General features: G+C 73.4%; 13 protein-coding genes. 5 read left to right on the forward strand and 8 right to left on the reverse strand.

The window, feature by feature from the left end; genetic code table 11:
- Positions 1 to 117: 117 nt before the first annotated feature.
- Together IE170_RS05515 and IE170_RS05520 are read left to right on the forward strand one after the other, a co-directional pair.
- Positions 118 to 903, forward strand: coding sequence for a helix-turn-helix domain-containing protein (locus tag IE170_RS05515; RefSeq protein WP_223855959.1), 786 nt, complete (start codon positions 118 to 120; stop codon positions 901 to 903).
- Positions 900 to 1,199, forward strand: a complete 300-nt coding sequence (locus IE170_RS05520; RefSeq protein WP_189808129.1) for a DUF397 domain-containing protein — start codon at positions 900 to 902, stop codon at positions 1,197 to 1,199. The genes IE170_RS05515 and IE170_RS05520 overlap by 4 nt, the downstream gene beginning before the upstream one ends.
- Positions 1,200 to 1,269: 70 nt before the next feature.
- On the opposite strand, the gene IE170_RS05525 is transcribed toward IE170_RS05520, so the two are convergent.
- From IE170_RS05525 to IE170_RS05535, 3 genes are all read right to left on the reverse strand, one after another.
- Positions 1,270 to 2,925, reverse strand: coding sequence for a phospho-sugar mutase (locus IE170_RS05525; protein WP_189808130.1), 1,656 nt, complete (start codon positions 2,923 to 2,925; stop codon positions 1,270 to 1,272).
- A gap of 35 nt (positions 2,926 to 2,960) precedes the next feature.
- The gene (locus tag IE170_RS05530; protein ID WP_125545168.1) at positions 2,961 to 3,767 is read right to left on the reverse strand and encodes a purine-nucleoside phosphorylase; all 807 of its coding nucleotides are present in this window, start codon (positions 3,765 to 3,767) and stop codon (positions 2,961 to 2,963) included.
- A gap of 193 nt (positions 3,768 to 3,960) precedes the next feature.
- Positions 3,961 to 4,398, reverse strand: coding sequence for a gamma-glutamylcyclotransferase family protein (locus IE170_RS05535; RefSeq protein WP_007266087.1), 438 nt, complete (start codon positions 4,396 to 4,398; stop codon positions 3,961 to 3,963).
- 209 nt (positions 4,399 to 4,607) lie between these two features.
- On the opposite strand from IE170_RS05535, the gene IE170_RS05540 reads away from it, so the two are divergent.
- Together IE170_RS05540 and IE170_RS05545 are read left to right on the forward strand one after the other, a co-directional pair.
- Positions 4,608 to 6,047 (forward strand): NAD(P)H-quinone dehydrogenase, encoded by a 1,440-nt coding sequence (locus IE170_RS05540; protein WP_189808131.1) that lies wholly within the window; start codon positions 4,608 to 4,610, stop codon positions 6,045 to 6,047.
- A 222-nt stretch (positions 6,048 to 6,269) separates the two neighbouring features.
- Positions 6,270 to 7,187: a DeoR/GlpR family DNA-binding transcription regulator gene (locus tag IE170_RS05545; protein WP_229884610.1), complete on the forward strand. Its 918-nt coding sequence runs from the start codon at positions 6,270 to 6,272 to the stop codon at positions 7,185 to 7,187.
- Positions 7,188 to 7,658: 471 nt separating this feature from the next.
- Here the strand turns inward: IE170_RS05545 and IE170_RS05550 are convergent, their stop codons facing one another.
- Both IE170_RS05550 and IE170_RS05555 read right to left on the reverse strand, forming a co-directional pair.
- Positions 7,659 to 8,384: a dienelactone hydrolase family protein gene (locus tag IE170_RS05550; RefSeq protein WP_189808133.1), complete on the reverse strand. Its 726-nt coding sequence runs from the start codon at positions 8,382 to 8,384 to the stop codon at positions 7,659 to 7,661.
- 115 nt (positions 8,385 to 8,499) lie between these two features.
- A complete protein-coding gene (locus IE170_RS05555) occupies positions 8,500 to 10,263 on the reverse strand; it encodes an acetyl/propionyl/methylcrotonyl-CoA carboxylase subunit alpha (protein ID WP_189808134.1) in 1,764 nt (587 codons plus the stop codon).
- A gap of 384 nt (positions 10,264 to 10,647) precedes the next feature.
- Here IE170_RS05555 and IE170_RS05560 point away from each other — a divergent pair, with 384 nt between their 5' ends.
- Positions 10,648 to 11,103, forward strand: a complete 456-nt coding sequence (locus IE170_RS05560; RefSeq protein WP_229884601.1) for a hypothetical protein — start codon at positions 10,648 to 10,650, stop codon at positions 11,101 to 11,103.
- Here IE170_RS05560 and IE170_RS05565 read toward each other — a convergent pair.
- The 3 genes from IE170_RS05565 to IE170_RS05570 form a co-directional block, all read right to left on the reverse strand.
- Positions 11,084 to 11,695 carry a Maf family protein gene (locus IE170_RS05565; RefSeq protein WP_189808135.1) on the reverse strand — a complete coding sequence of 204 codons (612 nt, stop codon included), beginning with the start codon at positions 11,693 to 11,695 and terminating at the stop codon, positions 11,084 to 11,086. The genes IE170_RS05560 and IE170_RS05565 overlap by 20 nt on opposite strands.
- A gap of 33 nt (positions 11,696 to 11,728) precedes the next feature.
- Positions 11,729 to 11,860, reverse strand: coding sequence for a morphogenic membrane protein MmpB (gene mmpB / locus IE170_RS33135; protein WP_263406979.1), 132 nt, complete (start codon positions 11,858 to 11,860; stop codon positions 11,729 to 11,731).
- Positions 11,861 to 11,938: 78 nt separating this feature from the next.
- Positions 11,939 to 12,154 carry an acyl-CoA carboxylase epsilon subunit gene (locus IE170_RS05570; RefSeq protein ID WP_189808136.1) on the reverse strand — a complete coding sequence of 72 codons (216 nt, stop codon included), beginning with the start codon at positions 12,152 to 12,154 and terminating at the stop codon, positions 11,939 to 11,941.
- Between the last annotated feature and the right edge of the window lie 13 nt (positions 12,155 to 12,167).

The raw sequence follows: 12,167 nt of genomic DNA on the forward strand, positions 1-12,167 counted from the left end.
GTACCGACCCGTACTCATCGAGGAGTACGGGTTGGTACGGGATTGAGCCGCAGGCGCGGGTGGCAGTGCACGCGTATGCCACCACGGAAGAGGGCGCCACGGCCCAACGCGACCGCGATGAAGATGATCGGCGAGCAGGTAGCCACCGGCCGGATCGCCAAGAAGCTCACCCAGAGCGGGCTCGCCGACCTGGTCAACATGGACAGCGAGACCATCGCCTCCATCGAGCAGGGGCGGCGCGTGCTGATGCCGGACGTCGCCGAGCGGATGGACCGGGCCCTCGGGCTCCCCGGCGTGCTCACCGTCGCGGCCCTGCGGATGCCGGAGGTCGACATGATCCCGGCCTGGGCCGAGGAGTACTTCGAGCGGGAGCGCGAGGCCCTCGCCCTGTCCTGGTTCGACACGATGATCGTGCCCGGCCTGCTCCAGACCGAGGCCTACGCCCGCGCCGTGCTGTCCTGCCGCGTCCCGTACCTGGGGGAGGCCAAGGTCGAACTCCAGACGGCGCGGCGGATGCAGCGCCAGGAGATACTGCGCCGCCCCGTGCCGCCGACGCTCTCGTTCGTGATCTGGGAGCCCGCCCTGCGGGACCGGATCGGCGGGGCGGAGGTGTACCGGGAGCAGATCCGGTACCTGCGGGAGTGCGCCGACCTGCCGTCTGCTTCGGTCCAGGTGCTGCCGCTGGGACTCACCGCCCAGGCGGGGCTCAATGGCCCCTTCACGCTCCTGGAAACACCCGAGTTCCAGCACCTCGCCTACTCCGAGACTCAGCGCGGCAGCTTCCTCGTTCGCGACCCGAACGAGGTCAGCATCCTCACGCAGAAGTATGCGATGCTGCGGTCCCAGGCCCTCAACGTGGCAGAGACCAAGGGGCTGTTGGACCGGCTGCTAGGAGAGTCATGAGCACCGAACTCGTGTGGTTCAAGTCCAGCTACAGCGGTGACGAGGGCGGCCAGTGCGTCGAAGTGGCCTATGACTGGCGGAAGTCCAGCCACAGCGGTGACGAGGGGGGCGCCTGCGTCGAGGTCTCCGCGAGGTGGCGCACGTCCAGCCACAGCGGCAGCGAAGGCGGCCAGTGCGTGGAGGTGGCCGCCTGCCCCCACGCCGTGCACGTCCGTGACTCGAAGGTCGACGGCGGCCCGGTCCTGGACCTGGCCCCGGCCAGTTGGGCCGCGCTCACCGGCTGGGTGGCGGCGTAGTCCCGCAGGAACGCCGACGGGCCCCGGACCACGAGGGTCCGGGGCCCGTACGGGCATGCTCGGCGGCGGCTCAGAGGCCCATGGCCGCCGAGAGGTCCTTCTTGACCGCGTCCAGGACCTCCTGGCCGCGGACGCGGGCCGCCGCCAGGTCGGAGGCCTCGGCCACCGGGACGACGACCTCCAGGTAGCACTTCAGCTTGGGCTCCGTGCCCGACGGTCGGCAGATCACCCGGGCCTTGTAGTCGCCCTCCAGGTAGTAGCGCAGGCCGTCCGTGGGCGGGAGCTTGTCCGTGCCCCGGTTCAGGTCCTCCGCCGAGACCACCCGCAGGCCCGCCAGGGACACCGGCGGCTGCGCCCGCAGCTGCGCCATCGCGTTCGCGATGACCGACAGGTCCTCCACGCGGACCGACAGCTGGTCGGTGTGGTGCAGGCCGTGGGCCATGGCCAGGTCGTCCAGCAGGTCGGTCAGGGTGCGGCCCTGCTCCTTCAGCTCCGAGGCGAGCTCCGCCACCAGCAGGGCGGCGGTGATGCCGTCCTTGTCGCGGACGCCCTCGGGGTCCACGCAGTAGCCGAGCGCCTCCTCGTAGCCGTAGCGCAGGCCGTCGACGCGGGCGATCCACTTGAAGCCCGTCAGGGTCTCCTCGTAGCCGACGCCGGCCGCCTCCGCGATCCGGCCGAGCAGGCTGGAGGAGACGATCGACTCGGCGAAGACGCCCCGCGCGCCCTTGTGGACCAGGTGGGCGGCGAGGAGCGCGCCGACCTCGTCGCCGCGCAGCATCCGCCAGCCGCCGGGCGCCGCCGCGTCCGGGACGGCCACCGCGCAGCGGTCCGCGTCCGGGTCGTTCGCGATGACGATGTCCGGGCGGACCTCGGCGGCCTTCGCGAAGGCCAGGTCCATGGCGCCCGGCTCCTCCGGGTTGGGGAACGCCACCGTCGGGAAGTCCGGGTCCGGCTCGGCCTGCTCGGCGACCAGGACCGGCTCGGGGAAGCCGTGCCGGGCGAACGCCGCCAGGACGACGTCCTTGCCGACGCCGTGCATGGCCGTGTAGACGGTGCGCACGCCGCGCGGGGAGCCCGGCGTCAGCACCGCGTCCGTACGGGCCAGGTACGCCTGCAGGACCTCCTCGCCGAGCTCCTCCCAGCCGGACTCCGGGCGCGGCACGGACGCCAGGGTCTCCACCCGGGCGATCTCGGCCGCGATCCCGGCGTCCGCGGGGGAGACGATCTGCGAGCCGTCGCCGAGGTAGACCTTGTAGCCGTTGTCCCGGGGCGGGTTGTGGCTGGCGGTCACCTCGACGCCGGCGACGGCCCCGAGGTGCCGTATGGCGTACGCGAGGACGGGCGTCGGCAGGGGGCGGGGCAGGACGGCCGCGCGCAGGCCGGCACCGGTCATGACGGCGGCGGTGTCGCGGGCGAAGTCCGCGGACTTGTGGCGCGCGTCGTAGCCGATCACGACCAGCCCGCCGGCGTGGCCCTGGGCCTTCAGGTACGCGGCGAGGCCCGCCGCGGCCCGGATGACCACCGAGCGGTTCATCCGCATCGGGCCGGCGCCGATCTCGCCGCGCAGCCCGGCGGTGCCGAACTGGAGGGTGCCGGAGAACCGGGCCGCCAGCTCGTCGGTGTCGCCCGCCTCGATGAGGCCGGCGAGCTCCTGCGCCGTCTCCGGGTCGGGGTCCTCGGCCAGCCAGGCGCGCGCCCGGGTGATCAGGTCGTCCTGTTCCTGCACTACTTCCGCCTTGTCTCTCGTACGGTGCCGGTGCCTCAGATGCGGGCGAGGACCTGGGTCAGCAGCTTGCCCATGCGGGCGGCCGAGTCACGGCCGGCCTGGAGGACCTCTTCGTGGTTCAGCGGCTCGCCGGACAGGCCCGCCGCCAGGTTGGTGACCAGGGAGATGCCGAGCACCTCGGCGCCGGCCTCGCGGGCGGCGATGGCCTCCAGGACCGTGGACATGCCGACGAGGTCGGCGCCGAGGACGCGGACCATGTTGATCTCGGCCGGGGTCTCGTAGTGCGGCCCGGGGAACTGGGCGTAGACGCCCTCCTCCAGGGTCGGGTCGATCTCCTTGCACATCGCGCGCAGCGCGGGCGAGTACAGGTCGGTCAGGTCCACGAAGTTCGCGCCGACGATCGGCGAGGTCGCCGTCAGGTTCAGGTGGTCGCTGATCAGGACCGGCTGGCCGGGCGCCATGCCCTCGCGCAGGCCGCCGCAGCCGTTGGTCAGCACGACGGTCTTGCAGCCCGCGGCGACGGCGGTGCGGACGCCGTGGGCGACGGCGGCGACGCCGAGGCCCTCGTAGTAGTGCGTGCGGCCCAGGAAGAGCAGCGCGCGCTTGTCGCCGATCTTGTACGAGCGGACCTTGCCGCCGTGGCCCTCGACCGCGGGGGGCGGGAAGCCGGGCAGCTCGGTGACGGGGAATTCGAACTCGGGGGCGCCGAGCGCCTCCGCGGCGGGGGCCCAGCCGGAGCCCATGACCAGGGCGACGTCGTGGGTCTCGGCGCCGGTGAGCTCGCGCAGGCGCGCGGCGGCGGCGTCTGCGGCGGCGTGGGGGTCGGTAACAGATGCGTTCACGCAGACGAGCGTAGCCGCTTATCGCCTACGCGCGTAGATGGCGCTGCTCACGGTGTTCGGATCGTTGCCTTGGCGTTTCCGCCGAATCGTCCCGCTGCGCCGGGCGCGCCCGGTTCGGCCGCACGCCCGCGACCTGCGACGACGCGAGGCGGCGCGGGGGAGCGCCGGGTGCCGGAGAGCGCGCGGGCCGGGCTCAGCAGGGGCGCTTGCGGAGTTCCATCACATAGTCGTGCGGGGCGCCCGCGGACTCCGCGGCATCTGCGATCTCGCCCAGGTACCGCGCGGACGGCAGGCCGCCCTCGTACCCGTTCAGCACGTAGCACCAGGCGGCTTCCTCGCCGTCCAGGGTGTGCACCCGGATCCGCATCCGGCGGTAGATGTCCAGGCCGACGCCCTCCCACCGGTCCATGGAGTCCTCGTCCAGGGGCGCGATGTCGTAGAGGGCGACGAAGACCTGCTGGCGGGGAGCCTCGACGATGGTGGCGAGGGCGCCCTCCCAGCCCATCTGCTCGCCGCCGAAGGTCAGCCGCCAGTCGTTGATCCAGCCCGTTCCGCGCAGCGGCGAATGCGGGGCGCGGCGCGTCATCAGCCGCGGGTCGAGGTTGCCGGCGTACGCGGCGTAGAGCGACATGGAGTCGAGGGTACGGGAGGGGCGGCCCGGGGCGCCCGCCCGGTGCGGTAGCCCGTACGGAGTCGCGCGCCGCGGCCGGCCGGGGGACCGGGGGAGAAGCACCTTGAAGCGTGCGGGACAATGGAGGGCGGAATGCATCCCCCGGGGAGACCCCCCGGAAGCCCCGGCCGGGGCGGCGCTCGGCCGGGTAGACGTGAGGCGGAGTTTTCGTGACCCGGATCGTGATCATCGGCGGCGGACCCGGCGGGTATGAGGCGGCCCTGGTGGGGGCCCAGCTCGGCGCGGAGGTGACCGTCGTCGACTGCGACGGCCTCGGCGGCGCATCGGTCCTCACCGACTGCGTGCCCTCCAAGACCCTCATCGCGACCGCCGAGGTCATGACGAACTTCGACTCCTCGTACGAGGAGCTCGGCATCGTCGTCGCGGACGACACCCCGCCGATCGAGCAGTCCGCCCGCATCATCGGCGTGGACCTCGGCAAGGTGAACCGGCGCGTCAAGCGGCTCGCGCTCGCCCAGTCGCACGACATCACCGCCTCCGTCACCCGGGCGGGCGCACGCGTCATCCGCGGCCGCGGCCGACTCGGCGGCCCGCAGGGCATCGACGGCACCCGCGACGTGATCGTCACCGCCGCCGACGGCACCGAGCAGATCCTCACGGCCGACGCCGTGCTGATCGCGACCGGCGGCACCCCCCGCGAGATCCCCGACGCCATGCCCGACGGCGAGCGCATCCTGAACTGGACGCAGGTCTACGACCTGGAGGAGCTCCCCGAGGAGCTCATCGTGGTCGGCTCCGGCGTCACCGGCGCCGAGTTCGCCGGCGCCTACCAGGCCCTCGGCTCGCGCGTCACGCTGATCTCCTCCCGCGACCGCGTCCTGCCCGGCGAGGACCCCGACGCCGCGGCCGTCCTGGAGGACGTCTTCCGCCGGCGCGGCATGAACGTCATCGGACGGGCCCGCGCCGAGTCCGCCAAGCGGGTCGGCGACCGCGTCGAGGTCACCCTCTCCGACGGGCGCGTCGTCACCGGCACCCACTGCCTGATGGCCGTCGGCGCCATTCCCAACACCAAGGGCATGAACCTGGAGGAGTCGGGGGTCCGGCTCAAGGACTCCGGCCACATCTGGACCGACAAGGTCTCCCGCACCACCTCGCCCGGCGTGTACGCGGCCGGCGACGTCACCGGCGTGTTCGCGCTGGCGTCCGTCGCCGCCATGCAGGGCCGCATCGCCATGTACCACTTCCTCGGCGACGCGGTCACCCCGCTGAACCTCAAGACGGTCTCCTCGAACGTCTTCACCGACCCCGAGATCGCGACCGTCGGCTACACCCAGGCCGACGTCGACGCCGGCCGCATCGACGCCCGCGTCGTCAAGCTGCCGCTGCTGCGCAACGCCCGCGCCAAGATGCAGGGCATCCGGGACGGCTTCGTGAAGCTGTTCTGCCGCCCCGGCACCGGGATCGTCGTCGGCGGCGTCGTCGTCTCGCCCCGCGCGAGCGAACTGATCCACCCGATCTCGATCGCCGTCGACAACAACCTGACCGTCGAGCAGATCGCAAACGCGTTCACCGTGTACCCCTCGCTGTCGGGATCGATCGCGGAAGTGGCGCGCCAGCTGCAGACCCGAAAGACGGAAGGCGAAGGCTGACGGGTCGCAAACCCGCCCAACCTCCGCATAGTCGGCGGAGGTTGGGGGCGGTACGGGCGGCAGCGGCCTGCCGCGGGCCCGTCTGACCGGCCGCGTATACCACTAACTCCCCCGCCTTATGGACAACTTCGGTATTCCGGCGCAAGGAGCTGAAAGCAGACGGTCGACCGGGTTACTGTCAGTTTCGTGTTCGCTGCAGAACGTCGCCAGTTGATTCTCGAAATGGTGCGCGCGAACGGAGCGGTATCGCTCCGGGAGCTCGCCCGCGTCGTCCAGACCTCCGAAGTGACCGTACGGCGGGACGTGCGGGCACTGGAGGCCGAAGGACTCCTCGACCGCCGGCACGGCGGTGCGGTCCTCCCCGGCGGGTTCACCCGCGAGTCCGGGTTCCCGCAGAAGTCGCACCTCGCCACGGCGGAGAAGACCGCCATCGCCGACGTCGCGGCCGGCCTCGTCGAAGAAGGCGAGGCCGTCGTCGTCGGCGCGGGCACCACCACCCAGGAGCTCGCGCGCCGGCTGGCCCGCGTGCCGGGGCTGACCGTGGTCACCAACTCCCTCCTCGTCGCGCAGGCGCTGGCGCACGCCAACCGGGTCGAGGTCGTCATGACCGGCGGGACCCTGCGCGGGTCCAACTACGCGCTCGTCGGCAGCGGAGCCGAACAGTCGCTGCAGGGGCTGCGGGTCTCCCGCGCGTTCCTGTCCGGCAGCGGGCTCACGGCCGAGCGCGGCCTGTCCACGTCCAACATGCTGTCGGCGAGCGTCGACCGGGCGCTGGTCCAGGCGGCCGCGGAGGTCGTGGTCCTCGCGGACCACACCAAGCTCGGCACCGACACCATGTTCCAGACGGTGCCTACGGACGTCATGACCCGTCTCGTCACGGACGAGCCGCCGCCGCACGACGACCGTGCCGCGACCGAGCTGCAGGCGCTCGCGGACCAGGGAGTCCAGATCACCGTGGCCGGCACGGCTGCCGGCGGCTCCGGAGCCGGCATGGACGGCATGCAGGGCCGCCGCCGCCCCCGCCGCGAAGGTCCCCTCCCGGTCCAACGCCACGGCGCCACCCCGCTGCGCAGCGCCGCCGCGTCCCTCCTGGACCCCCAGCCCCCGGACCGCCGAGTGGCGGACCTCCGCCGCCGCTGACCCGACCCCGGCCCGACGCCCCAACCGCCGGCGGGGCTGGATCGGCGGGCACGCCCACCACGGCCGGCGGCTTCGCGCAAGCCTGCGGGGCCCTGCCCCGCGCCCCGCGCCTCAATCGCCGGCGGGGCTGGGTTGTGCGGCGGGCGCGCACAGTGCCGGCGGTGGCTGCGCCGAAGCTTTGTGGGGCTCTGCCCCGCGCCCCGCGCCTCAATCGCCGGCGGGGCTGATTCTGCCCGGCCCGAAGCGCGAAGCCGAACCGCAGCCAGGGCGCGACCCGCTCACGTTGCCGCGCAATCCGCCGCGGGCGGGCCATTCCAGCCTCGCCGGCGTTTGAGGCGCGGGGTGTGGGGCGGAGCCCCACTGGCTCCGGCGGAGCCACCGTCCGGCAGGGCGGCGACGGGCCCGCCATCCCCGCCTCGCCGGCGTTTGAGGCGCGGGGGGTGGGGCGGAGCCCCGCATCACGGGGCCGGGTCACTCCGGGAGGGGCAGGCACTCGCCGAGCAGGTCGACGACGTCCCGCCAGGCCCGCTGCGCATGCCGCGGGTGGTGGCCGACGCCGGGGCGCACGGTGTGGTCGACCGGCGGGTGGTGGAAGGCGTGCAGGGCGCCGCCGTAGACCACCAGGCGCCAGTCGACGCCCGCAGCCTGCATCTCGGCGGCGAATGCGTCCCGTTGTGCCGGCGGCATGATCGGGTCTTCCGACCCGACCCCCGCCCATACGGGGCAGCCGATGCGCGCCGTCTCGTCCGGGCGGCCCGTGGTCAGTCCGTTGACCGTCGCGATCGCGCGCAGGTCGACGCCGTCGCGCCCGAGTTCCAGCGCGATCACGCCCCCGGTGCCGTAGCCGACGGCGGCGATCCGGTCCGGGTCGGTCCGCGGCTCGGCGCGGAGCACGTCGAGCGCCGCGCGGCCGATGCCCCGCATCCGGGCGGGGTCGGCGAGCAGCGGCATGCAGCGGGCCAGCATCTCCTCGGGGTCGCCCAGGTAGCGCCCGCCGTGCAGGTCGAAGGCGAGGGCCACGTAGCCCCGTTCGGCGAGCGCTTCGGCCCGTCGGCGTTCGACGTCGCTGAGCCCCACCCCTTCCGGCCCGACCAGGACCCCTGGCCGGCGGTCGGTACCGGCCGGGAGGGCGAGGTGCCCGGTCATCGTCAGTCCGTCGGCCGCGTAGGCGATCGTGCGCGTCGTCACCGTCGTCATGGGCCCGACCGTAGGGATCACCGAGCCCGGTCGGGCGGTGTTCCGCCGCCGGCGGAAGCGGACGTGCGAACGCCGGCGGCTCGTGGGAGCGCGCCGGCGTTCGGGGTGGAGCGGGTCAGTCCTTGATCTCGCAGATCGTCGCGCCGGAGGTGAGGGAGGCGCCGACCTCGGCCGTCAGGCCGACGATGGTGCCGGAGCGGTGCGCGTTCAGCGGCTGCTCCATCTTCATCGCCTCCAGGACGACGACCAGGTCGCCCTCGTTGACCTGCTGGCCCTCCTCGACGGCGACCTTCACGATCGTGCCCTGCATCGGCGATGCGAGGGTGTCGCCGGAGGCGGCCGGGCCGGACTTCTTCGCCGCGCGGCGCTTCGGCTTGGCGCCGCCTGCCGCGGCCGTGCGGGCCAGGGTCATGCCCAGGGACGACGGGAGGGAGACCTCCAGCCGCTTGCCGCCGACCTCGACGACGACCGTCTCGCGGCCGGGCTCGTCCTCGGCCTCGTCGGCCGCGGGGGCCGCGAACGCGGGGATCTCGTTGACGAACTCGGTCTCGATCCAGCGGGTGTGGACCTTGAACGGGGTGCCGTCCATCGGGGCGAACGCCGGGTCGGCGACGACCGCGCGGTGGAACGGGATGGCGGTGGCCATGCCCTCGACCTCGAACTCGGCCAGCGCGCGCGCCGCCCGCTGCAGCGCCTGCTCGCGGGTCGCGCCCGTCACGATCAGCTTGGCGAGGAGGGAGTCCCAGGCCGGGCCGATGACCGAGCCGGACTCGACGCCCGCGTCCAGGCGGACGCCGGGGCCGGTCGGCGCGTTGAACTTGGTGACGGTGCCGGGCGCGGGCAGGAAGTTGCGGCCCGGGTCCTCGCCGTTGATGCGGAACTCGAAGGAGTGGCCGCGCAGGACCGGGTCGCCGTACCCGAGCTCCTCGCCGTCGGCGATGCGGAACATCTCGCGGACGAGGTCGATGCCGGCGACCTCCTCGGTGACCGGGTGCTCCACCTGGAGGCGGGTGTTGACCTCCAGGAAGGAGATCGTCCCGTCGACGCCGACGAGGAACTCGACCGTGCCGGCGCCGACGTAGCCGGCCTCCTTCAGGATCGCCTTCGAGGCGCGGTACAGCTCGGCGTTCTGCGCCTCGGAGAGGAACGGCGCGGGGGCCTCCTCGACGAGCTTCTGGTGGCGGCGCTGGAGCGAGCAGTCGCGGGTGGAGACGACGACGACGTTGCCGTGGCTGTCGGCGAGGCACTGGGTCTCGACGTGGCGCGGCTTGTCGAGGTAGCGCTCGACGAAGCACTCGCCGCGGCCGAAGGCGGCGACGGCCTCGCGGACGGCGGAGTCGTAGAGCTCGGGGACCTCTTCGAGCGTGCGGGCGACCTTCAGGCCGCGGCCGCCGCCGCCGAAGGCGGCCTTGATCGCGATCGGCAGGCCGTGCTCCTTGGCGAAGGCGACGACCTCCTCGGCACCCGACACCGGGTCGGGCGTGCCGGCGACGAGCGGGGCGCCGGCGCGCTGCGCGATGTGGCGGGCGGCGACCTTGTCGCCGAGGTCGCGGATGGCCTGCGGCGGCGGGCCGATCCAGGTGAGGCCCGCGTCGATGACGGCCTGCGCGAATTCGGCGTTCTCGGACAGGAAGCCGTATCCGGGGTGGATGGCGTCGGCGCCGGAGTCGGCGGCCGCTTGGAGGACCTTGGAGATGTCCAGGTAGCTCGCAGCGGGGGTGTCACCGCCCAACGCGAAAGCTTCGTCGGCCGCGCGGACGTGCAGGGCGTCCCGGTCCGGATCGGCGTAGACGGCTACGCTCGCGATCCCGGCATCCCGGCAGGCCCGAGCAACGCGGACAGCGATTTCGCCACGGTTGGCGATGAGCACCTTGCGCACGATGGCTCCCTCCTTGAAACAAGCTGAGTTTAGGGACTGCCCACACGGCCTTACGACCCTCTCCTAGAGGTGACCTTGCCCACACGGAGTGTGATTCGAGTCCGCCTCGATCGAGGAAAGTCCAAGTGGTGCCCCAGGTCAGGGGGATCCCCGACTGCACAGTAACCCCGTCAGGTAGCCACGGTCTCTGTCCGCCGGCTCAGCGGGCCCCGGCGATTCTTTGTCGATTCCCTACGAACGGCCCACAGATTCTTTGCGCGGCCGCCCTCCGCGCGGCGTTCCGCAAGCGCGCCGTGCACACCCCTTGTCCGCACGTTTACCCGTTAGTAGCCTCCAGGCGTCGAACGGGCCCGTGGCCCGTTTCCGCAGGAAGGGGTGGGGGCCGTGGACGTGGTGCTGCGCAGGCTCGCGGCGGGCCTGGGCGCCGTCGTGCTCGCGGCCGAGGCGCTGGTGCTGGCGCTCGTCCACTTCGTGCTGGGGCGGACGACGCAGAGCCAGTCGATGTCCATCGCCGGCATGGACCCGGATGTCATGGTCATGGCGACCTACGCGATGGGGGCCGGCACGGCCGCCTTCCTCCTGCTGTGCGCCGTCCTGCTGGCCGCGGCCGCCGTCCGCGACCGCGCCCCCGGGCGGTTCGCCCGCGTCGTGCTCGTCTGCGCCGCCGTCACCCACGGCGTGCTCGGCGCGCTCGCCGTCGGCCTGGTCGGCTGGGGCGCCTTCGCCGTCCTGATGCTGACCCTGTGCCTGCTCGTGTACGCCCTCACGCAGTACGCGGCCCCCGGGCGCGGCGAGGCCGACCGCCCGCCCGGCGAGGGGGTCACGCCCACAGGTCGGTGATCGACACGCCGAGTTCGCCCAGCAGGGAGCGCAGCAGCGGCAGCGACAGCCCGATGACGTTGCCCGGGTCGCCGTCGATGCCCTCGATGAACGGCGCCGACAGCCCGTCCAGGGTGAAGGCGCCCGCGACGTGCAGCGGCTCGCCGCTCGCCACGTACGCCGCGACCTCCGCGTCCGTCGGCTCGCCGAAGCGGACCGTCGTCGACGCGGTGGCGGAGACCGCGCGCCCCGTCGCCGTGTCGACCACGCAGTGGCCCGTGCGCAGGACGCCGGACCGGCCCCGCATCGCCTTCCAGCGGGCGGTGGCCTCCTCGGCGTCCTCCGGCTTGCCCAGCGCCTCGCCGTCCAGCTCCAGCACCGAGTCGCAGCCGATCACCAGGGCGCCCGCCGCCTCGTCAAGGCCCGCCACGACGCCGGCCTTGGCCTCGGCCAGGGCGAGCGCCAGCTCCGCCGGGGACTCCGCACGCAGGCTGTCCTCGTCGAAGTTGCTGACGATGACGTGCGGGGCGAGCCCGGCCTGCCGCAGCAGGTTCAGCCGGGCGGGCGAGGCGGAGGCGAGCACGAGGGTCCGGGCAGCAGTCATGCCCGCCATCGTAGGCGCGGCGCGGCGTACCCTGCGCCCGGACTAGTGGCCCACGCCCAGCACGTACACGACGACCGCCATGGCCAGGACGACCACGAGGGTCATCCGGCGGACCATCGCCTGCGCGTCGCGCATGTCCTCGGGCGGCTCGTTCTCCGGGTCAGACCACAGCATGTACCGATCGTGGCCCCGCGGACCGGTGCGGCGCCTGAGTACGGGTACTCAGGCGCCGCCTCCGCTTCGCGCCGTCTCTCAGCCCCGGCCGGGCCAGTACGTGCGGGCCCAGGCGCCCGGGCCGGGGTGCGGCAGGGTGCGCCGCGCCACCCGGTCGGGCGCCGACCAGGCGTCGGCTGCCCGGGGCGCGTCCGACGGCGCCGACGCCAGCGCCGCCGCGCGCGCCCGGACCACCGCCAGTGCGGCGGCCAGCTCCTCCGGCGTCGGGTTCCCCTTGACGACCTTGATCACCACAGGCTTTACCTCC

Origin of the sequence: Streptomyces toxytricini (assembly GCF_014649915.1) — a bacterium.
Lineage (GTDB): Bacteria > Actinomycetota > Actinomycetes > Streptomycetales > Streptomycetaceae > Streptomyces > Streptomyces toxytricini.